Source organism: Noviherbaspirillum agri (assembly GCF_054780595.1).
Genome location: NZ_BAAGWA010000001.1, coordinates 453,058 through 472,664 on the forward strand (window position 1 = coordinate 453,058; position 19,607 = coordinate 472,664).

At 61.2% G+C, this 19,607-nt stretch carries 20 protein-coding genes; 14 read left to right on the plus strand and 6 right to left on the minus strand.

Annotated elements, in window-relative coordinates:
* Complete coding sequence (locus ACYVIA_RS01945) at positions 1–312, plus strand: DUF6587 family protein (RefSeq protein ID WP_460837360.1); 312 nt, start codon at positions 1–3, stop codon at positions 310–312.
* Here ACYVIA_RS01945 and ACYVIA_RS01950 read toward each other — a convergent pair.
* From ACYVIA_RS01950 to ACYVIA_RS01965, 4 genes are all read right to left on the minus strand, one after another.
* Positions 254–1,954 carry a methyl-accepting chemotaxis protein gene (locus ACYVIA_RS01950; protein WP_460837362.1) on the minus strand — a complete coding sequence of 567 codons (1,701 nt, stop codon included), beginning with the start codon at positions 1,952–1,954 and terminating at the stop codon, positions 254–256. The two genes, ACYVIA_RS01945 and ACYVIA_RS01950, sit on opposite strands and share 59 nt — an antisense overlap.
* A gap of 602 nt (positions 1,955–2,556) precedes the next feature.
* The gene (locus ACYVIA_RS01955; RefSeq protein ID WP_460837364.1) at positions 2,557–2,973 is read right to left on the minus strand and encodes an ExbD/TolR family protein; all 417 of its coding nucleotides are present in this window, start codon (positions 2,971–2,973) and stop codon (positions 2,557–2,559) included.
* A 10-nt stretch (positions 2,974–2,983) separates the two neighbouring features.
* The gene (locus tag ACYVIA_RS01960; RefSeq protein ID WP_460837365.1) at positions 2,984–3,712 is read right to left on the minus strand and encodes a MotA/TolQ/ExbB proton channel family protein; all 729 of its coding nucleotides are present in this window, start codon (positions 3,710–3,712) and stop codon (positions 2,984–2,986) included.
* A gap of 11 nt (positions 3,713–3,723) precedes the next feature.
* The gene (locus tag ACYVIA_RS01965; protein ID WP_460837368.1) at positions 3,724–4,419 is read right to left on the minus strand and encodes an energy transducer TonB; all 696 of its coding nucleotides are present in this window, start codon (positions 4,417–4,419) and stop codon (positions 3,724–3,726) included.
* A 38-nt stretch (positions 4,420–4,457) separates the two neighbouring features.
* Between ACYVIA_RS01965 and ACYVIA_RS01970 the strand changes: the two genes are divergently transcribed.
* The 11 genes from ACYVIA_RS01970 (at position 4,458) to hpf (ending at position 16,412) form a co-directional block, all read left to right on the plus strand.
* On the plus strand, positions 4,458–4,676 hold the full coding sequence (locus tag ACYVIA_RS01970) for a hypothetical protein (RefSeq protein ID WP_460837371.1): 219 nt from the start codon (positions 4,458–4,460) through the stop codon (positions 4,674–4,676).
* 73 nt (positions 4,677–4,749) lie between these two features.
* Entirely contained in the window at positions 4,750–5,793 is a 1,044-nt protein-coding gene (locus ACYVIA_RS01975) for a Fe(3+) ABC transporter substrate-binding protein (RefSeq protein WP_460837373.1), read from the plus strand.
* A gap of 184 nt (positions 5,794–5,977) precedes the next feature.
* Positions 5,978–8,233 (plus strand): TonB-dependent receptor, encoded by a 2,256-nt coding sequence (locus tag ACYVIA_RS01980; protein ID WP_460837376.1) that lies wholly within the window; start codon positions 5,978–5,980, stop codon positions 8,231–8,233.
* A gap of 21 nt (positions 8,234–8,254) precedes the next feature.
* Positions 8,255–8,944: a Fe2+-dependent dioxygenase gene (locus ACYVIA_RS01985; RefSeq protein WP_460837378.1), complete on the plus strand. Its 690-nt coding sequence runs from the start codon at positions 8,255–8,257 to the stop codon at positions 8,942–8,944.
* Positions 8,941–10,056 (plus strand): alpha-hydroxy acid oxidase, encoded by a 1,116-nt coding sequence (locus tag ACYVIA_RS01990; protein WP_460837380.1) that lies wholly within the window; start codon positions 8,941–8,943, stop codon positions 10,054–10,056. Before ACYVIA_RS01985 ends, ACYVIA_RS01990 begins: the two co-directional genes overlap by 4 nt.
* A gap of 370 nt (positions 10,057–10,426) precedes the next feature.
* The gene (locus ACYVIA_RS01995) at positions 10,427–10,729 is read left to right on the plus strand and encodes a hypothetical protein (RefSeq protein ID WP_460837381.1); all 303 of its coding nucleotides are present in this window, start codon (positions 10,427–10,429) and stop codon (positions 10,727–10,729) included.
* An 8-nt stretch (positions 10,730–10,737) separates the two neighbouring features.
* The gene (locus ACYVIA_RS02000; RefSeq protein WP_460837383.1) at positions 10,738–12,312 is read left to right on the plus strand and encodes a PepSY-associated TM helix domain-containing protein; all 1,575 of its coding nucleotides are present in this window, start codon (positions 10,738–10,740) and stop codon (positions 12,310–12,312) included.
* Entirely contained in the window at positions 12,309–12,659 is a 351-nt protein-coding gene (locus tag ACYVIA_RS02005; RefSeq protein ID WP_460837384.1) for a DUF3325 family protein, read from the plus strand. The genes ACYVIA_RS02000 and ACYVIA_RS02005 overlap by 4 nt, the downstream gene beginning before the upstream one ends.
* Positions 12,660–12,759: 100 nt before the next feature.
* Entirely contained in the window at positions 12,760–14,925 is a 2,166-nt protein-coding gene (locus tag ACYVIA_RS02010) for a TonB-dependent receptor (protein WP_460837387.1), read from the plus strand.
* A 618-nt stretch (positions 14,926–15,543) separates the two neighbouring features.
* On the plus strand, positions 15,544–15,789 hold the full coding sequence (locus ACYVIA_RS02015; RefSeq protein ID WP_460837389.1) for a hypothetical protein: 246 nt from the start codon (positions 15,544–15,546) through the stop codon (positions 15,787–15,789).
* Positions 15,790–16,073: 284 nt separating this feature from the next.
* Positions 16,074–16,412 (plus strand): ribosome hibernation-promoting factor, HPF/YfiA family, encoded by a 339-nt coding sequence (gene hpf / locus ACYVIA_RS02020; RefSeq protein ID WP_460837391.1) that lies wholly within the window; start codon positions 16,074–16,076, stop codon positions 16,410–16,412.
* A gap of 244 nt (positions 16,413–16,656) precedes the next feature.
* Here hpf and ACYVIA_RS02025 read toward each other — a convergent pair whose 3' ends face one another.
* The gene (locus tag ACYVIA_RS02025; protein ID WP_460837393.1) at positions 16,657–16,923 is read right to left on the minus strand and encodes a hypothetical protein; all 267 of its coding nucleotides are present in this window, start codon (positions 16,921–16,923) and stop codon (positions 16,657–16,659) included.
* 463 nt (positions 16,924–17,386) lie between these two features.
* On the opposite strand from ACYVIA_RS02025, the gene ACYVIA_RS02030 reads away from it, so the two are divergent.
* Positions 17,387–17,836: a hypothetical protein gene (locus tag ACYVIA_RS02030; RefSeq protein WP_460837394.1), complete on the plus strand. Its 450-nt coding sequence runs from the start codon at positions 17,387–17,389 to the stop codon at positions 17,834–17,836.
* Positions 17,837–18,118: 282 nt separating this feature from the next.
* Positions 18,119–18,829 (plus strand): haloacid dehalogenase type II, encoded by a 711-nt coding sequence (locus ACYVIA_RS02035; protein ID WP_460837395.1) that lies wholly within the window; start codon positions 18,119–18,121, stop codon positions 18,827–18,829.
* 6 nt (positions 18,830–18,835) lie between these two features.
* On the opposite strand, the gene ACYVIA_RS02040 is transcribed toward ACYVIA_RS02035, so the two are convergent.
* On the minus strand, positions 18,836–19,573 hold the full coding sequence (locus ACYVIA_RS02040; protein ID WP_460837397.1) for a TetR/AcrR family transcriptional regulator: 738 nt from the start codon (positions 19,571–19,573) through the stop codon (positions 18,836–18,838).
* Positions 19,574–19,607 lie beyond the last annotated feature (34 nt).

Here is a 19,607-nt window from a genome sequence, read left to right on the forward strand (position 1 = left end):
ATGCAGGAATTTGTTGTCGGCCTGATCGTCGCTTTTGCCGCCTGGTCGATCCTGGTGCGCTACACACCAAAGGCAGCCAGGCGTGCGGTGCGCAGGATCAGCGCGCAGATGTTCGAGAGCATGGGCATGCGCAAGCTCGCGGCCCGTCTGCGCAAGAAGCAGGAGGAGGCGGACTGCGCCTCCGGTTGCGGAAGTTGCGGCGGATGCGGCCCGGCGGTGCGCAAAGGTGCGAATCCGCCCGGCCAGTCCTCCATCAAGCCCGACGTGCTGCGTCGTATGACACGGACGGCAGGCTCCGGCCGGGGCCGCTGAGCGTTCCGCTCGCTTCTGCAGATTCGTCGCCGGACTCTTCCGCGAATTCCAGGAACGGCTCGGCAAGACCGTCCCGCGCCAGGATCGCGGGGCCGTTCCCGCCTGAATGTGCATTCAGCTTGAAGGCCCGCACGACCTGTTCCAGCTGTCCTGCCTGCTCACGCAGCGACTGTGCCGCAGAGCTTGCCTTTTCCACGAGCGCGGCGTTCTGCTGTGTGACGGTATCCATCTGCGCAATGGCCTGGTTGACCTGCTCGATGCCGGCCGTCTGCTCGCTGCTTGCCTGCGTGATCTCACCCATGACCTGGGTGACATGGCGAATGCTGTCGACGACGGCGTTCATTGTCGCGCCCGCCTGATGCGCCAGCGTCGTGCCCGCCTCGATCTTGTCGACGGAGCCGCTGATCAGTACCTTGATTTCCTTGGCTGCCGTGGCCGAGCGCTGCGCGAGGCTGCGGACTTCCGATGCGACCACCGCGAAGCCGCGTCCCTGTTCGCCTGCGCGAGCGGCTTCCACGGCGGCATTCAATGCCAGGATATTGGTCTGGAAGGCAATGCCGTCAATCACACTGATGATGTCGGCAATTTTCTTTGACGAGGCATTGATCGATTCCATCGTCGTGACGACTTCGGAGACGACGGCACCACCGCGCACGGCTACTTCCGAGGCCGACAAGGCACTCTGGTTGGCCTGACGGGCGTTGTCCGCATTCTGCTTTACGGTGGAGGTCAGTTCGTCCATCGCTGATGCGGTCTCTTCCAGTGCACTGGCCTGCGATTCGGTGCGTGCGGAGAGGTCCTGGTTGCCGGCCGCAATCTCGCCCGATGCGTCGTAGATCGTATCCGTCCCTTCGCGCACCTGGCTGACGATGCCGACAAGGCTCTGGTTCATGTCTTTCAGTGCCTGGAGCAGCTTGCCGGTTTCGTTGGTGGTTTTGACGTCGATCTGCTGCGTCAGGTCGCCTTCGGCAATGCCGCGCGCAACAGCGATTGCGCGTTCCAGCGGCTGGGTGACTACCTTGCGAATAAAGGGATAGATCACCAGCAGCACCGGTATGCAGGTCAGTATGGCAGCGAGGATGGATTTGAGCCGCTGCTGGGCGACTGCGGCATTGGCTTCCTCCAGCGAGATTTTCATGCTGACCACGCCGAGCACGCTCTTCTCCGGCACCTGGTGACAGGTCGTGCAATCCTTGCCGAGATAGTTTTTCTCCGCGAGGGTGGGGCGCACGGCACGCAGGTATTCGCCGCTGCCGTCGGATTCGACGCGAATGACTTCCTTGCCGGTCTGCAGCACCTGCTTTTCGAGCGCATCGGGCTGGACATCCGATTTGGCATCGCCGGCGCCGAAGGCCTTGATTACGTTTTCGCCGCGGATGACGCGTACGTCCCGGATGACATTGAGCTGCTTGATCTGATCGAGGTAGATGTCGCGCTGCTGTATCGTGCCGGTTACCATCATGCCCGTCAGTCCGGCCATGGTGGCGTCATGCATGCTGAGGGAAAAGCTGCTTGCCTGATCCACTGCCGTCTTCCGGTACGCATAGTCTTGCCAGATGATGACCCCGGTCCATACGACCAGAAGGGCGACACCGATGGTGACGATTAGCTGGATCCAGATTTTCAGATTGCTCAGGCGCACAACGCATTTCCTTCTACGCGGCTGCACATTGACCGTCGGCGGCATCCACCGGGGTGGAATCTGCCGACCGCAACAGGCAGTCAGGGGTTGGTGTTGATGGAGATTGTCATGTGACCGCAAAGGCTGCGGGGAGCCAACCCGCCTCGTTGTATTGCCGGCCTCCGGCCATGCCGTCAGCCTGGAGTCCCTTGCGTGGTCACACCAACTTCCAGAAAAACATTTCCTCTCCCGGTGCCTGCAAAAATGCATTGCGGCGCATGTCCATTACTTGGCTTGGTCAGAGCGTGGCCGGAGCAGTGAAATGTTGCTTAAAAACAAGCGATGTGATTGTAATCGGAAATATCTATCAGATACTTGCCTTCCGGAATTTCTTCACGGGTTTCTTGATCTGTGTGCGTGACATCCGATGACGAACGGCTTGCGCGGATAGTCGCTGTGCGAAAAATGGGATGTTGGGATACCGGAAGCCGGTAGTGAGCGAGCCGGCCGTGAGTGCAGATGAAAGGCAGTGCCGGCCGATGGGGAAGGTAGGGCTGTTGCGTATTATCAGGTGTCCTGACGAGCGTGCCTGAGCAGACGTGCCCGTCAGGTCAAGGCGGATCTTATTGTCCCTGCGGATCCGTTACAAAGCCGATCTTGCCCAGCCCGCCCGATTGGGCTGCGGCCATCACCTGCGCCACCTTCTCGTACTGCGTGGTGCGTTCTGCCCGGATGTGCAGCTCCGGTTGCGGCGACAGCTTTGCCGCTTCCGCGATGCGCGCCTGCATCTGGCCGGCGTCGATGTTCTCCGTGTTCCAGTACAGCTTGCCTTCGGCGTCGATGGACAGGTTGATGTTCTCCGGCTTGGTCTCGTTCGGCTGGCTGGTTGCGCGCGGCAGGTCGATCTTGACGCTGTGGTTCATCACCGGAATGGTGATGATGAAGATGATCAGCAGCACCAGCATCACGTCGACCAGCGGCGTGGTGTTGATCTCGGGGTTGAAGTCGTCTTCCGATTCGGACAGGGAACCCATTGCCATGGTCAGCTCCTTACTTGCCCTGCACGGCGACGAGGCGCGCGCCGTTGGCGGTGTCGTCGCCCGAATGGGCAGCGCGTGCGCCGGTCACGAACAAGGCGTGCAGATCGAAACCGAACTTGTTGAGCTTGGCGATCACGGCCTTGTTGCCACGCACGAGCGCGTTGTAGCCGAAGGTGGCCGGGATCGCCACTGCCAGACCAAGCGCGGTCATGATCAGCGCTTCGCCCACCGGGCCGGCCACCTTGTCGATGCTGGCCTGGCCGGAAGTACCAATGGCCACCAGCGCGTGATAAATGCCCCACACGGTGCCGAACAGACCGACGAAAGGTGCGCTGGAACCGACGGAAGCGAGCACAGCCATGCCGGTCTGCAGCTTGCCGGACGCCTCGTCGATCGCCTGGCGCAGCGACAGCGTGACCCAGTCGCTGACCGTCAGCTGGTCGTGCAGGTGTCCCTTGTGCGCATTGTGGTGGCGCATTGCGCCGACGCCGGCATGCGCAATCTCGGAGAACGGATTGCCATGGCCGAGCGCCGAGAGACCGTCGTTGATGTTGGTCGTATCCCAGAACTCATGGCCGGCGGCACGCGCGGCGCGGCCGTAGCGCCACAGCTGCAGCGCCTTGGTCACGATCACGTACCACGAGGCGATCGACATTGCGACCAGCAGAAAGGCGACACCCTTGGTGACCATGTCACCTTGCGTCCAGAGATTCGACAATCCGTACGGACTTGCTTCCATGTTGACTCCTGTTAACTATCTAATTGAAACCTGATCGGGATGATGGCGAAGACGGCAACCGGGCGGCCGTCTTCGATATGGGGCTTGAACACGGCGCGCATGGCGGCCTGTTTGCCGGCCTCGTCGAGGCGGGGCGAGCCGGAGCTTTTCTGCACCTCCACGCGCTCCGGGCGACCTCGTTCGTTGACGAGCACGCGCAGCATGACCTTGCCTTCCTCGCCCATGCGGCGTGCGACGGGCGGATAGACGGGTTGCGGCGCCTCGATGTATTCGATGCCGGACGAAATGGTTCGCGGCAGCACCGGTGCCATCGGGGCGGGCGCGGCGGCTGCCGGTGGCGCTGGCGGAACGAACTCCGGTGCCGGCTCTGGCGGTGCGGGTGGCGCGGGCGGTTCCGGAGGGGCGCTGATCGCTTTCTCCGACGGCGTGTTGTTGATCTTTCGCTTCACCGGCGGCGGCGTAACGGCTTTCTTCACGACCGGCACCGTCGTTGGTTGTGCGGGCTGCGGTTTCGGCGGTTCCGGTTTCGGCTGTTCCGGGATGATGAAGCTGACCATGACGGCTTTTGGCACGACCACTTGTGCGGCGTGGCGCAGCAGGCCGCTCTGCAGCGCATAGAAAAATCCGACGTGCAGCAGGATGATCACGCCGAGCGGACCGATGCGTTCGGCGAACTGGCGAAATGCGGGCGAAGGGGAGTGTGCCATGGGCAAAGAGGTGCTACGCATGCTGGCAATTTTTATTAATGGGAATCATTATCATTACCATTATTGCGGATGAGGGGATGGCTGGCAAGGCTTTCTTTCTCCTTGCCGGCGGCTTGCGCGCTACAGAAAACCCGCTGCATCGCCATTGCATCGCCTTTGAGCGGGCAGGAAACCCTTGTTTCGTCATAGGCAATAAATTGATTCAGCTCAAAAAAATTGCTAGTTTAAATGAGAATTGTTATTATTCGCACTCGTAAAGATTCTTTCTCCTTCTTCCATCCCCCGGCTGCCTTTCCGATGCCGGTATTGAACAAAGAGTGCGAACCGCCCATGAAAAAACATCTTCGACTCAAGCTTGCCGCCGCTGTGATGACCTTTGCTGGCGCGCTGCCGGCCCATGCGCAGGAAAACGTGCTGAATCTGTACTCGGCGCGCCACTACCAGACTGACGAGCAGCTGTACAGCAACTTCACGCAGCAGACCGGCATTCGCATCAACCGGATCGAGGCCGACGACGCGGCGCTGGTGGAGCGCCTGCGCAATGAAGGCAAGAACAGTCCGGCCGACGTGATCCTGCTGGTGGACGCGGCGCGCTTGTGGCGCGCGCAGGTCGAAGGCATGTTCCAGCCGGTGCAGTCGAAGGTGCTGGAGGCGCGGATCCCTGCACATCTGCGTGCCAGCGACGAAGGCAAGGGCGCGGAATGGTTCGGTTTTTCTACCCGGGCGCGCATCATCGTCTATAACAAGGTCAGCGTGAAACCGGACGATGTGCAGACCTATGAATCGTTGGCCGATCCTAAGCTGAAGGGCAAGGTCTGCACCCGCTCCGGCTCGCATCCCTACATGCTGTCGATGATCGGCTCCATGATCGAGCGCAATGGCGAGGCGGCGACCGAGAAATGGGCGCAAGGCGTGGTGGCCAACTTCGCACGTCCGCCGCGCGGTGGCGATACCGACCAGATCAAGAGCGTCGCCTCCGGCGAGTGCGGTGTGACGGTCGCCAATTCCTACTACTACGCACGCATGCTGCGCTCCACCAAATCCGAGGATCGTGAAGTCATGAACAAGGTCGGCTTCGTCTGGCCGAATCAGCAGAGCTCCGGCACGCATGTCAATGTCGCCGGCGGCGGAGTGGCAAAGAATGCGCCGCATCGCGATGCAGCGGTGAAGTTCCTGGAGTACCTCGCCAGCGACGAGGCGCAGCAGTATTTCGCCGATGGCAATAACGAGTGGCCGGTTGTATCGTCCGCCGCCACCGGCAATCCGGCGTTGAAGGCCATGGGCAAGTTCAAGGCCGAGAACGTCCCGATTTCCGCCATCGGCAAGAACCAGGTCGCTGCACAGAAGATCCTGGATCGCGCCGGCTACAAATAACTGTTCGCACCCCGATTCCGCACCGCCGGACGCTCAGACCCCCATACACACAATGGCGGGGATTGGCGCGCCCGGTGCGGCGCGCGCGGCACCGCATGACAACTTTCTGAATTTCTTCGTAGCCAGCCATTCTCATTGCAGATAGCCAGCCGGGAGAGCAACCATCGCTATCTAAAGGAACGCAATGAAAAAACAATACGAAAGACCGGCTATTCCCGATACCATCTGCTCCATTCAATCCGGCCAGGAATCGGACTCCCTGCGTGCGCCGGCGGCCTTGCCCCTCGGTGCATTGATGCTGGCCGCTTCCGTGTCCGCCTGGGCACAGACTTCGACCCCGCCCGACAAGGTGATGCCGACGGTCGAGGTCAAAGGCAGCCGCGAAACCCAGAGCAAGGATTCGATGCGTGCTACCACCACCGGTATCGGCAAGGGCACGCAGGAACTGCGCGACATTCCGCAATCGGTCACGGTGATGACCGAGCGGCTGATGGACGACCGCAACCTTGATGACTTCCGCGAAGTGCTGCGCAATACTGCCGGCGTCACCTTCCAGGCCGGTGAGACGGGCGAGGAAGATGTGCGCCTTCGCGGTTTTTCGCTCGGACAGGCGGGCGACATTTACACCGACGGCTTGCGCGACGGTGCGCTGTATGAGCGCGACACCTTCAACTACGACCGGGTCGAAGTGCTGAAGGGCTCGGCCTCGATGTTGTTCGGGAAGGGCTCCACCGGCGGCGTGGTCAACCAGGTCAACAAGACGCCTTTCCTGTTCAACCAGAACGAAGTCACCTACACCGTCGGCAGCGGCGACCTGCACCGTTTCACCGGCGACTTCAACATCAAGACCGGCGATGATGCGGCGCTGCGCCTGAATGCAATGGTGCATGACGCTGAAAACTGGGGCGCCAAGCAAAAGAAGTTCGGTATTGCGCCGACCTATAGCTGGGGCATCGGCACGCGGGATGAATTCCTGGTCGGGCTGTACCACCTGCGCATCGACGGCCGTCCGCTGTACAACCATCCGTGGTTTACATCCGGCGCCGCCCCGAGTACCGGCACGATCATCGAGACGCTGCCGGCCAAGAACTACTACGGCCTGGCCAGCGACCATCTCGATACCGAGGCGACGTACGGCACCGTGGGACACATCCACCGTTTCGATGACGGCAGCCAGATCAAAACGACATTGCGACATGGCCGCTACGACCGCGATCTGCTGGCGACCGTCGTGCGTTTTGCGCCCGGCACCACGGCGCAAAACCTGAATGGCTCCACCGTCATCACGCGAAATACTGCGGGCAACATCAAGGCCCGCATCGGCGAGAGCGAACTCACGCAGTTGACCAGCGATTTCTCCGGCACGTTCGGCCGCCATCAGGTGCTCGCCGGCGTGGATCTCTATAACGAAGATGCCAAACGGGTGAACAACTTCACTACCGGCCTCGGACTCGCGCCGAACACCACTGTCGGCAATCCGAACGATGGTGCGGTACGCGCCGACAACCGGGGTCCGGCACCGTTCAATACCTTCGATGCACAAGACATCGGCCTGTATGTGCAAGACACATTTGCGCTGACGCCGACCGTCAAGCTGGTCGGCGGGCTGCGCTTTGACCACTTCGAAGCTTCCTACCGCGACGCCGCGGGGGCGCGCACCGGCGAGCGCTCCGACAATCTGTGGAGCCCGCGCGTCGGCGCGCTGTACCAGCCGAACGATGCGGCGTCGTACTACGCGTCCTACGGTACTTCGTACAACACCTCGGGCGATACCTATCAGTTCACGCCTGGTTTTAACGACAATTCGGTACGTGCAGCCAACACCGGGCCGGAAAAGAGCCGCAACCTCGAGGTCGGCGGCAAGTGGGAGTTGTTTGAACGCCGGGCACTGCTGGGCGTGGCTGCCTTCTATAGCGAGAAGTACAACGAGCGCAACACCGACCCGGATACCGCAGCAGCGCAGGAACTGCTCTCTGGCAAGCGGCATGCGACCGGCATGGAGTTCAATCTTGCCGGCCGCATCACGCCGAAGTGGGAAGTGTTCTTCAACCATACCTGGATCCCGAGCGCGAAGATCGACAATAGCAATGTCGTACTTAGCGGCACCGGCACCGGTGCCCAGGTTGAGGGCGACCGTCCTGCGCTGACGCCGAAGCACAGCAGCAGTCTGTGGATGACCTATCGCGTCCTGCCCGAGCTGCGTGTTGGTGCGGGCGCGACCTATCGCGGCAAGCAGAATCCGGATGGTCAGCGCCTGCTGGAGGCTGACAGCTTCACCGTGTTCGACGCCATGGCCGAGTACACGATCAACGAAACCTGGGCGGCCAAGCTGAACGTCACCAACCTGACCGACAGGCTGTACGCGGATTCGCTGTACCGCGGCTTCTACGCGCCGGGTGCGCCCCGCCGCGTCGAACTGACGCTCAAGGCGATGTTCTAAAACCTGTATCAAGGACCCGCAATGCTTCTGCATCTGAAAAACGTTCTCACCCGCGAGGAACTTGCCACCGCCCGTGCCTTGCTTGGACCGGAGTCCCCGTGGGTGGACGGGCGGGTCAGCGCGGGCGGCCAGGCGGTCGCCCGCAAGAACAACGAGCAACTGGCGCAGGACAGCGATGCCTTGCGCCAGTTGCAGGCGCTGATACTCGGCGCCGTGCAGCGCAACCCGCTGTTCTTTTCCGCGGCGTTGCCGCGCAAGATTTTCAATCCCCTGGTCAACCGCTACAGCGGGGAAAGCAACTACTACGGCGCCCATATCGACGGCGCCGTGCTGCACTCGCGCAATCCGGCGCAATGGGTGCGCACCGACCTGTCCTGCACCGTGTTCCTCGCCGATCCGGATGAATACGATGGCGGCGAGCTGGTGATCCACGACCCGCAAGGCGAGCGGCGCGTCAAGCTGCCGGCCGGCGACGCCGTGCTGTATCCCGGCACCACGCTGCATCAGGTCACGCCGGTAACGCGCGGTGCCCGGTTGGCGAGCTTTTTCTGGATCGAGAGCATGGTGCGTGGCGGCGACCAGCGCCAGTTGCTGTTCGAGATGGACATGGCGCTGCTGAAGCTGCGCAATGTGCTGGGAGAGCAGGAGCCGTCGGTGGTGCAGCTGACCGGCACGTACCACAACCTCCTGCGCATGTGGGCCGACACATGAGCGGCATACCAGCCATCACGCCCATACCTCCGGGCGTCGTGTCGCTTGCCGATCACGAGGCGCATGCGCGTATCTGTCTTGACGACAACGCGTGGGCGTATTTCGCAGGCGGCGCTGCGGATGAAATCACGCTGCGCGCGAACCGCAGCGCGTGGGATGCCATTCAGCTTTCCCCGCGCGTGTTGCGCAAGCTGACCGGCGGCCATACGCGCACCGTGCTGCTGGGGCGCACGCTGGCACATCCCATCCTGCTTGCACCGGTTGCTTTCCAGCGCATGGCGCATCGGGACGGCGAGATGGCAACTGCCTACGCGGCGAGCATGCAGGGCGCGGGCATCGTGCTGAGCAGCCAGGCCAGCACGCCGCTGGAACATGTCGCACAGGCCATACGCAGCGAGGCAGGGCGCGGCCCGCTCTGGTTCCAGCTGTATTTCCAGCATGATCGCGGCTTCACCCGCGAACTGGCCCAACGCGCAGAGCGGGCCGGCTATGAAGCGCTGGTGCTGACTGTCGATGCGCCCAGCAGCGGTGTGCGTGACCGGGAACGCCGTGCCGGGTTCAAGCTTCCGCCCGGCATTTCCGCCGTCAACCTGGCGGGCCTGCCGGTTCCCAAGGCCGCCGCGCTGGGGTCGCATCAGAGCCCGCTGTTCGATGGCTTGCTGGCTTCCGCACCGACATGGGCAGATATTGAATGGCTGCGTGGCGTCACCCGGCTTCCCATTTTGCTCAAGGGCATCATGCATCCCGACGACGCCCGCCTCGCGATGCGTGCCGGTGCCGCCGGCATCATCGTCTCCAACCACGGCGGCCGCACGCTGGACACCCTACCGCCGACTGCGGCCGTCCTGCCGCGCATTCGGGACGCAGCCGGCGCCGACTTCACGGTACTCATCGATGGCGGCATCCGGCGCGGCACCGATGTGCTGAAAGCCATTGCCCTCGGTGCAAATGCCGTCCTGATCGGCCGTCCTTACGTCTTCGGCTTGGCCAATGCCGGTGCGATGGGCGTCTCCCACGTGATCCGGCTGTTGCGCGACGAGCTGGAAATCGCGATGGCGCTGTGCGGGTGTGCAAACCTGGCGGAGGCGGGACCGCACATCCTGTTTCGGTAGGGGAGCAGCAAAGCACAGCCGAAAAGAAGGACAAGCTTCGGCACCCGTTGAATTTCATGAAAGCACGTTTTACGTCTTGTTAATGCGAACAATTCTCATTACAATGCGGGCGTGCCTGAAGCTGCGGACCCAGACCTTCGTCTCTCCCAGACCCCGCCCGCGGCGGAAGGCGCGCATTTGATCACGCCAGCCAATCCTTCCGACCCAGGCAGGTAGCCAGCAAGTCGTTGTTTAAACGCGGACCGTTCGCTTCCGAGGCTATCTTGAAACACACCTGGTTCCCTGCAGCCCTTGCGCGCTGTTCTTGCCCGGCCCATGGGCCGGTATTCCTCGCACCGTCGGCATCAAGGCCACGATAAGGGCACATCCCATGTCGCAACCGCGCTTTTCGCTTCCCTCTGCATTGATGCGTGCCGCCATCGGCTCCATCGGTGGATTTGCGCTCGCGCTGTCCTTCATGGCTGGCACGACGGCAAGCCTCGTTGCCATGCGCTGGGCCACGCGAGCGGATGCGGTCGTCATGTCCGGCATGCTGGCCTTTGTTCTCTGGGCCGCGGCAGTGTTGTTCGCCTTTGGTGCCGCCTCCGTCCACCGCGCGGCACTGTGGGTGCTCGGCAGCGGCACGGGATTTGCGCTGCTGGGCTGGGCGACGACGCACTCGGCGGCGGCATAGGAACGACGATGAAGCACGGTCTTCGCCATGCCATGGATTACCTGCACACCTGGGCAGGGGTGCTGTTCTCGACGCTGCTGTTCCTCGTCTTTTTCATGGGTACCTTGTCGGTGTTCGACCGCGAGATCGACCGATGGATGATGCCGACTACACGCGTCGCACAGCCGGCAAGCGTTTCCTTTGACGCCGTTGCACGCCCGCACCTGGAAAGGCTCGCTCCCAATGCGACGCAGTGGTACACGGAATACCCGTTCGACCGCCAGCAGACGATGCGCATCGGCTGGCGCGAAGGGAAAGAACTGAAGACGCGCCACGTCGACGTCAACACCGGAGAGCTGCTGCCGGAAGTCGGCACCAAGGGCGGCACCGGTTTCTTCTTCCCGTTCCACTACTCGTTCCACCTGAAATCGAATGATGTCGGCTACTGGATCCTGGCAGTAGTGTCGATCACGATGCTCGTGCTGCTCGTATCCGGCGTGATCATCCACAAGAAGATCTTCGCCGACTTCTTTACCTTCCGTCCCGGCAAATCGATGCAGCGCGCGACGCTCGACCTGCACAATGTGTCGTCGGTATTGCTGCTGCCATTCCATTTCGTGGTCACCTTGTCCGGTCTCATCATCTTCGTGTTCATCTACATGAAGCCCGGCCTATTCCTGCTTTACGGAGCCGAAGCCGCAACAGTGCAGCAGGAGGCGCTCGGCCAGGTGATGCGCAAACCGGCAGGGGAGCCGGGCGCACTGGCCTCGGTCGATGCCATGGTGGCGCAGGCACAGGAGAGCTGGGGCGGCGGCCGCGTGCGCAATATAAACATCCGCAATCCGCAGGACCGCAATGCCGTCGTCGATGTGCTGCGCCGCCCGCACGACCAGATCGGCTACGAGACGCTGACGGTGTCCTTTGACGGCACGACAGGCGAGGTGCTTGGCAGGCAGGCGCCGTCTGCAGCGGTGAAGGTACAACGCTTCTTTTCCGGCCTGCACATGATCCCGTTTGACCACTGGGGACTGCGCTGGATGTATTTCATGATGGGCCTTGTCTCTTGCGTGATGATCGCAACCGGGTTGCTCCTGTGGGTAGAAAAGCGGCGCGCGCGACAGATGAAGGACGGCCGTAGCAGTTATCGCGTGGTGAATGCAATCGCCGTGGCGTCCAGCACCGGCGTGCTCGTCTCCACACTCGCCATGCTGGTCGCCAACAAGCTGTTGCCGGCGACGCTGCCCCATCGGGCAGGCGCGGAACAATACGTGTTCTTTCTCGTCTGGGCTGCCTGCCTCGTCCATCCGCTGGTGCATGCGTTCTATGGCCGCAGTCGCGATGCGTCAACCGTCTCACTGCGTGCCGCATGGCGCGAGCAGGCATGGCTTGCGGCTTCTCTCGCCCTTGTTGCAGTGCTGCTCAATGCAGCGATGACAGGGGACCACCTGCTGTCGTCCTTGTCCCGCAATCAGTTCGCTGTCGCCGGCACGGATGTTGTTTTGCTTCTCGTTGCCGTGCTGTCGATCCTTGCCGCAAGGCGTATGGCGCCGCGCGAAACGTCTACCGTGACGGGCGCGCTCACACAAGAGAGGGCCACGGCATGACAACGCATTTGCTGGCGGGCGCATCGCTGCTCGGGGCCCTCGGCGGCATGGCGATGCTGTGTGCCCAGTCGCCTAACCAGCGCCATCGCAACCGGCTTCCGGAACTTGCACGAGCACAGCGCCTGCGATTCGTCTCCGCCGGAATCGTGCTGCTCGCCATTTCGCTGGCGGGAGCGACAGCCGGGCAGGGTTTCTCCTTCGGCATCGTTCTCTGGCTATGTCAGGCGGGTCTGGTCGGCGTGGCAATGATTTGCAGCTTGCCATACTGCGGCGCATGGCTAGAACGGGTATTCCGAGTGGCGGCTGCCGCGGCGCCCGGCTTGTTCGTGGCAGGAATCTGCCTGTAAAGGAAGACACACCGGAATAACGAAGACAAGGCATTCAATTCACAGCCAGCCAACGCCGAGGTGCGTCGCCAGCCAACAACCATCCAGCACTCTCGACATCATGAAATCACTTCTGCAAATAAAAACCCCGTACAAAACGATCGTGGCCGCGCTCGCGCTGGCATACGCTTTCCCAGCCGTTGCTGCAGAAAACAACGCGCAGGCGGCAGAGCCGGCCGAGCCGCAGGAAGCGACGATGCAGGAAGTCGCCGTCACTGCCACCCGCAGCGAGAAGGCGGTCGAAAAAATTCCCGGTGCGGTCAGCATCGTCTCAAAGAAAGATCTGGGACCGCAGCTACTGATTGCGGAAGATCCCTCGCAGGCGCTGGCCACCTTTGTCCCCGGTTATGCTCCCTCCCGTCAGAAGCTGACACAGTTTGGCGAAAGCCTGCGCGGCCGTACGGCACTGATTCTGTTTGACGGCATCCCGCAGTCCAATCCACTGCGCAACGGCGCGCGTGAAGGTTACTTTGCCGACCCGGCCGTCATCGAGCGGATCGAGGTCATCAGCGGTGCGTCTGCCATCCAGGGGTTGGGTGCGACCGGCGGCATCATCAACTACATCTCGAAGACGCCGAAAAAACTCGGCACCAAACACACCGTCGACGGCAAGCTCACGACGCAATTCAAGGATGACAGCCTGACCTGGAAGACCGGCTACACGCTGGAGCACAAGAACGAGAAGTTCGATGCGCTGGTCTACGTCGGCCGCACCAAGCGCGGCATGGCCTATGACGCGGACGGCCGCCTGATCGGCATGGATGCGGCGCAAGGCGACACGATGGATTCCAAGGCTGATGACGTCTTTCTCAAGATGGGCACCGATTTCGACCAGCAGCGCGTACAGTTCTCATACAACCGATTCAAGCTGGAAGGCGACGGCGACTACCGTACCGTCAATGGCAACCGTGCCGCCGGCCTGACCACGACGTCCGAGCGCGGCACGCCCCCCGGCACGCCGCCGCGCAACGAGGTAGAAACGGCGAGTGTGGACTGGCGCCATGCCGACATCGCCGGCGGCCTGCTGTCCGCCCAAGTGTACAAGCAGAATTTCTCTGCGCTCTATGGTGCCGGCATCTTCCAGAACTTCCAGGACGTCACTATCGCTCCAACGGGTACCCTGGTCGACCAGTCCGAGATCGTGGCTGACAAGAAGGGCATGCGCGTAACTTACCTGCGCCCTGACCTTTTCGTGCAGGGGCTGGAACTGACCACCGGCCTTGACTGGCTGAACGACAATTCGCGCCAGCACTTGGCCGCCACCGGCCGCACCTGGGTGCCGCCGCTGGATTTCACCAGCACCGCGCCGTTCGCACAGCTGGAATATGAACTCGGCCCGGTCACCGTACGCGGCGGACTGCGTCGCGAAAAGGCGCGGCTCGACGTTGACACCTACACCACGCTTGCCGTTTATGGCAGCCGTAATGTCGAAGGCGGCACACTGCGCTTCTCCGAGACGGTGAAGAACCTCGGCGCGATCTGGCGCCTGCCTGCCGGCTGGTCCGTATTTGCGTCGTACAACGAAGGCTTCGGCCTGCCGGATGTCGGCCTCGTGCTGCGCGCGGTTAATACCTCTGGCAGCTCTGTGGAGCGCCTGCTCGACCTGAAGCCGGTGGTGACCGAGAACAAGGAAGTCGGCTTTGCGTGGCGCGGTGCGCGCGGCAGCGTTGCCGTTTCCTACTATGACTCGCGCTCCGACCTCGGCAGCCAGATTCGTGTTGACCGCAACACCGGCATCGGGCATGTCGATCGCGTGCCGGTCGTGGTCAAGGGCTGGGAACTGACCGCTGACATGAAGCTCAACAAGCAGTGGAGCGCGTTTACCACCTACTCGCAGGTGGACGGCAAGACCGCAACCGCTACGGGCGCACCGTTGGACGTGTCGCTGGGCGCGCGTTCTCAGGGGCCGGACAAGCTGGTTGCGGGTGTGAACTGGATTTTCTCGGATCGTGGTGCGGCACGCTTGCAGGCAGCACGCTTCATGTCGCGTCATATCAATGAGGGTCGTACCGTCGGCACCACGAACCTGGAAGAGAACTTCGACGGCTATACCGTTGCCGACCTGGCGATCTCGTACAAGACAGCGTGGGGCGACCTCGGCCTCGGCATCGAGAACCTGTTCGACCGTCAGTACATTGCGTACTATGCGCAGTCGCAAACGACGCAGGACAGCTACTTCGCGGGCCGCGGACGCACCATGACGGTCAGTTACTCGCGCAGTTTCTGATCCACTTGCTGTCGCGTTCGGAGAGAAAGGGGAATGCCTGGCGGCGGCATTCCCCGTTTGCAGGCCGGTCAATTCGTTACCTAAAAAATCGGCATGACTCGCCTGCAATCTTGAACACGGTCATTTCATTCTTTTTGGAAAAACTGCCGCGACTCAGCCTGTAACTAGTGCTTGATTTCTCGGGACAGACGATTGCGGCATGGGGCGGAAACGCCCGCACGCCTGCGACGCGGGAACACTGCGCCCCATGTTCAATGGTCGGCAAAAACCTTTTCCAAGGCGGAGCCCTGCGAAACCATCTCGAGCTGCGTCTATCTAAACCAGACGGAAACATTCACGAGGTTGAAATGGGCGCGAAGACATCGAGCAGCACGGCAACATCCGCCAAACAAGTTCTGTATCGACCCAAAGACCATGCATTCACCGAAGCCGGTCCTGCATGAATTTCTATAAGGGCGCTATAAGGACGAATAGGGGCTAGACAGGTAATGCTGAGAGTCGGTTTCGTCCGGCAGTCTCTCCGTTTTCGGACACGTAGAAGTGGAAGGGGATGGAGGACTGAAGACTTCGAAAGAAACTGGGTGCTACCTCGCCGCATTCTTGCTTCTCGAATCGATCATGAGTGACCGGTATCTTGATCTGCGCGAGGTAACGAACATGTCAGGCGAAAACAATCACCCTCGATGGATAATCGGTTCGCTGGCCATTTATGCTCCCACCCTGGCTGTGGCAAACACCGTGTATGACATCGTCGTCCCGTACATCCACGAAGAAACCTTCGGCACTGTGTTTTTCGAGAATGGGGACGAGATCGACTGGTTCGACATGAGCTTCGATGCAATGCGGCACGGGAATCTTCACTGAAAATTATGCAAAGTGCAGGGAACGCTTCCACCCTCATGCCCGCCAGCCTGTGCCGGAGCACCAGATGTGGCGGCTGGCACTCTTCCATTTACCCATTCCGGCGCTGTACCGCCATGGTCGGGCGTGGACGCGGCATCAACCCCCGCACCTGCGCCGGCACGGCCGGCATACAGCGAACCGAATGCATGCTTATGCGTCAGATCTTAACCAGCCCGGTACGCAGCTTGCGGCGCAATTCACCTTGCTGCAGAGCGGGCACAACGTCGTATGAAGGAGGTACGTAGATGAATCTTTTGCTTAGCGGACATCATGTTGATATCAGCCCCGCACTCCGGGACTACGTGGAGAAAAAGGCTGACCGGGTCATTCGCCATTTCGATCAGATCATCGACATTGCGGTCATTCTCGGAGTCGAGCAGCCTGCGCAGAAGGATAAGCGCCAGAGGGCGGAAGTCAACCTGCGGGTGAAGGGGCAGGTTTTTCATATGGACCAATATGCCGAAGATCTCTACGCGGCCATTGACCTCCTGTTCGACAAGCTGGACCGGCAGGTCATTCGATACAAGGACAAACTGCAGGACCACCGGAGCGAGCCGATCAAGCATCTGAGTTCCGACATGTAGGGAGATCCTGCGCCAAGAAGCTCAGATAGACGCGCAGATAGCGGCTCTCCCGGGCGGGAAAGCGGGTGGGGCAGTGTGACACCGCAACGCACAGATTGCGCGTTGCGGGTTATGTTGGAATGTTCAACGGTCGGGCCGTCATGCTGCTGCAGGGGCAGTGCGCAGGCCGCATCATACGGTTACTGCACGTTGCGCGATTTCTCAGCTTGATAGAACCCCGGCGCAGACGGCACGACTGTCATGGTCAGCCGCAGGTGCAGCCACCACCGCCGCCACATCCACCACCACCCTTGCGCGGGCCGGTCTGGACTGCATAACCGGCATCGGCCAGCACAACCTGCAGGCTTTGCTTCGACGCCAGGTTCGCGTCGAATTGCACATTCAGTTCATTGCGCAGGATTGAGGGCGTGACATTGCTGACGCCATTGACGCTGCTGAGAACCCGTGCCGCTTCGGCCATGGAGTCCGGGGTGGTCGCGGCGATGAATTGAAAAGTTTCTGATTGCATCATTCTTCCTTGTCGCTGAATCCAAATACAAAAAGCCCATGCATTGATTGACGCGGCAACGTCGGCCTGAGCCACGTATCCCGCGTAAGGGCTGCAATGCCGGCGCACAGGCGCCCGGCGACCGACATTGTGGCATAACATGCAGAGCGAATGAATCTTTTGTTGGTCTGCCCGCCACCTCCGGCCGCCTCTTTACAGCTCTGGCCACCTCCGATGGCTGCTTTGCGTTCGCGACTGCGGCAGGGTGTCGTTTTTGTCGCACAGTCTTCACGCGGATAGCGCCAAAACGGGCTTCCCGTTTGCCTCGCCTTTACTTTTTTGAGAAGCTTGCGCGAAGACAAGTATCCCGGCATTGCAAAGGCGTCACGCCGGCGCATCGCGTTGTCATAATGAAAATGTCGCCGCACGGTGCCGTGCTGGCGACGGAAGCGAAATGCCCATCACCACAGGAGCCACAGGAGAATTCATGCGCACTCTATTCGCCGCAACCGCAGCCTTCTTTTTCATGCAGGGGACGGCCCTTGCCACCGATGTTGCGGTGGGGGTCACCGTTTCCGGGGAAGTCGCGCCCGGTGTCTATGGCCGTGTCAGCATCGGCAATGCGCCGCCACCGGTGGTCTATGCACAGCCGGTGATCATTGCGCAGCAACCACGGCCGCTGGCACCGATTTACCTGCATGTGCCTCCCGGTCACGCAAAGAACTGGGGTAAACATTGTGGGAAATACAATGCATGCGGTCGGCCGGTCTATTTCGTGAAATCCGCAGAGTACGAGCCTGGCTATGTCTATGGCTCGCACGCAGCGCCATCGAAGCACGGAAAGAAGGGGCATGGCCCGGATGACAACAAAGGCAGGGGCAAGGACAAAGGCAAGGAAGGAAAAGGAAGGGACAAAGGCCATGGTCATGACCACTGAGCACTTCTGCAGAACGCTTTCCTGATTCCCGACGGCCGTTCTGATGCAGGCTTCTTCCAGTGATGGAAGGAGCCTGTTTTCATTTGAGCTGCACGCCGTCGTGCGGTGGCCGGTTCGCCTAGGCCGTGTTTGACAAGCTACTGCGCGGCCCGAATTGATGTCTGCGGTGCTCGGCGTACCAGTCGTACGCGTGCGCTCCTCGACACCACTCCGAACCGCTCGCTACACTTGTCAAACACAGCCTAGAATGATGCACACATTCCAACAAAGAGGAGACGACACATGGCCGCTGATCTTGCTGCATCCATCAAGGTAATTGCCTTTGACGTGTTTGGCACGGTCGTGGACTGGCACGGCAGCATCGCGCGTGAAATCGACGCCATGGACTTGCCGGTGGACGGCAGCACATTTGCATTGGCATGGCGCGACGGTTACAAGCCGGCGATGCAGCGCGTGATGTCGGGTGAGCTGGGTTGGAAGAAAATCGATGAGCTGCACCGCATGATCCTGGATGACATCCTCCTGCGGTTTGGCATCACGTCGCTGACTGAGGAACAGAAAAAGCACCTGAACAAGGTCTGGCACCGGCTCGATGCATGGCCGGACAGTGTCGAAGGATTGACGCGCCTGAAATCGCGTTACATGGTGTGCACGCTCTCCAACGGCAACATCGGCCTGCTGGCCGACATGGCCAAGCATGCGGGCCTGCCATGGGACTGCATCCTGTCCGCGGAAGTGTTCCGTGCATACAAACCCGATCCGGCGGCCTATCTCGGCGTGGCACAGATCTTCGATGTCGCACCGGAAGAGGTGATGCTGGCGGCGGCGCACCAGGACGACCTCGCTGGGGCGCGCGCCTGCGGCTTGAAGACAGGCTATATCGAACGTGCGTCGGAGTTCGGCAGTACACGTCTCAAAGACGTCTCTCCCGATCCGGCCAATACACTGCACGCGAAGAGCATCCTCGATCTTGCCGAGCAGCTCGGCTGCTGATCCCGGTCAGCGCCGCTTTCCGGCGACAGCCGCGGCTGGTTTCTTTCTTTCGATTTTGGTGCTGCGCGATGCCTCCGGTGTGCGCAACAAGAACTGCACTGCCTGGTCGGCGAGGTCTTCCAGCGTAATGCCGGCGCCGGGACGATACCACTGCGCGGTCCAGTTCAGCGCCCCAAACAGGAACAGCCGGTCCAGTTTCGTGGGCGCAACCCAGTCGCCGGACTGCTGCAGCGCATCGATCACTTCATCCCACACCGCCTCATAGCGGTCGGTCATCGCGATGATCTTTGCTCGCGATTCCTCATCGAGGGAGCGCGCCTCATACAGCAGCACTGGTATGAAGTCATTGTGCGGGGCAAGCAGCGTCTTCAGGTGCGTCAGCACCAGCGCACGGAACGCATCGCGCGGCGGCAGCGATCGTGCGGAAATGTCCTCGATCTCCTGCAGCGAGCGTGCCATGCCCTGTTCCATCACCGCGACGAGGATTTCCTGCTTAGACTTGAAGTGGTAGAACCAGCTGCCGGCCTGCATACCGACTGCGGCGGCAATGTCGCGCACGGTGGTCCTGTCATAACCTTTCTCGCGGAACAGCTTCGCTGATTTGGCAATCAGCTCGCTGCGGCGGCTGTCTTCCTCCAGTTGCGTGAGTCCGTTGCCGTTGCTTGCACGTGTGGGCACGGCATTCTTGTCCCCGCGCGTCCGAGCCGCCTTGGCAGTTACGGGCGCTTCCTTTGCAGCTTTCATTTCGTCTCCTGATTCTCGCGACCTATCCGCTGCA

What these genes read in the sequence shown, in the direction of transcription:
- ACYVIA_RS01945 (WP_460837360.1), top strand. Translation starts at nt 1, where the DNA reads ATGCAGGAATTTGTTGTCGGCCTGATCGTCGCTTTTGCCGCCTGGTCG.
- ACYVIA_RS01955 (WP_460837364.1), bottom strand. Translation starts at nt 2,973, where the DNA reads ATGGCAATGGGTTCCCTGTCCGAATCGGAAGACGACTTCAACCCCGAG.
- ACYVIA_RS01960 (WP_460837365.1), bottom strand. Translation starts at nt 3,712, where the DNA reads ATGGAAGCAAGTCCGTACGGATTGTCGAATCTCTGGACGCAAGGTGAC.
- ACYVIA_RS01965 (WP_460837368.1), bottom strand. Translation starts at nt 4,419, where the DNA reads ATGGCACACTCCCCTTCGCCCGCATTTCGCCAGTTCGCCGAACGCATC.
- ACYVIA_RS01970 (WP_460837371.1), top strand. Translation starts at nt 4,458, where the DNA reads ATGGGAATCATTATCATTACCATTATTGCGGATGAGGGGATGGCTGGC.
- ACYVIA_RS01975 (WP_460837373.1), top strand. Translation starts at nt 4,750, where the DNA reads ATGAAAAAACATCTTCGACTCAAGCTTGCCGCCGCTGTGATGACCTTT.
- ACYVIA_RS01980 (WP_460837376.1), top strand. Translation starts at nt 5,978, where the DNA reads ATGAAAAAACAATACGAAAGACCGGCTATTCCCGATACCATCTGCTCC.
- ACYVIA_RS01985 (WP_460837378.1), top strand. Translation starts at nt 8,255, where the DNA reads ATGCTTCTGCATCTGAAAAACGTTCTCACCCGCGAGGAACTTGCCACC.
- ACYVIA_RS01990 (WP_460837380.1), top strand. Translation starts at nt 8,941, where the DNA reads ATGAGCGGCATACCAGCCATCACGCCCATACCTCCGGGCGTCGTGTCG.
- ACYVIA_RS01995 (WP_460837381.1), top strand. Translation starts at nt 10,427, where the DNA reads ATGTCGCAACCGCGCTTTTCGCTTCCCTCTGCATTGATGCGTGCCGCC.
- ACYVIA_RS02000 (WP_460837383.1), top strand. Translation starts at nt 10,738, where the DNA reads ATGAAGCACGGTCTTCGCCATGCCATGGATTACCTGCACACCTGGGCA.
- ACYVIA_RS02005 (WP_460837384.1), top strand. Translation starts at nt 12,309, where the DNA reads ATGACAACGCATTTGCTGGCGGGCGCATCGCTGCTCGGGGCCCTCGGC.
- ACYVIA_RS02010 (WP_460837387.1), top strand. Translation starts at nt 12,760, where the DNA reads ATGAAATCACTTCTGCAAATAAAAACCCCGTACAAAACGATCGTGGCC.
- ACYVIA_RS02015 (WP_460837389.1), top strand. Translation starts at nt 15,544, where the DNA reads ATGAGTGACCGGTATCTTGATCTGCGCGAGGTAACGAACATGTCAGGC.
- hpf (WP_460837391.1), top strand. Translation starts at nt 16,074, where the DNA reads ATGAATCTTTTGCTTAGCGGACATCATGTTGATATCAGCCCCGCACTC.
- ACYVIA_RS02025 (WP_460837393.1), bottom strand. Translation starts at nt 16,923, where the DNA reads ATGATGCAATCAGAAACTTTTCAATTCATCGCCGCGACCACCCCGGAC.
- ACYVIA_RS02030 (WP_460837394.1), top strand. Translation starts at nt 17,387, where the DNA reads ATGCGCACTCTATTCGCCGCAACCGCAGCCTTCTTTTTCATGCAGGGG.
- ACYVIA_RS02035 (WP_460837395.1), top strand. Translation starts at nt 18,119, where the DNA reads ATGGCCGCTGATCTTGCTGCATCCATCAAGGTAATTGCCTTTGACGTG.
- ACYVIA_RS02040 (WP_460837397.1), bottom strand. Translation starts at nt 19,573, where the DNA reads ATGAAAGCTGCAAAGGAAGCGCCCGTAACTGCCAAGGCGGCTCGGACG.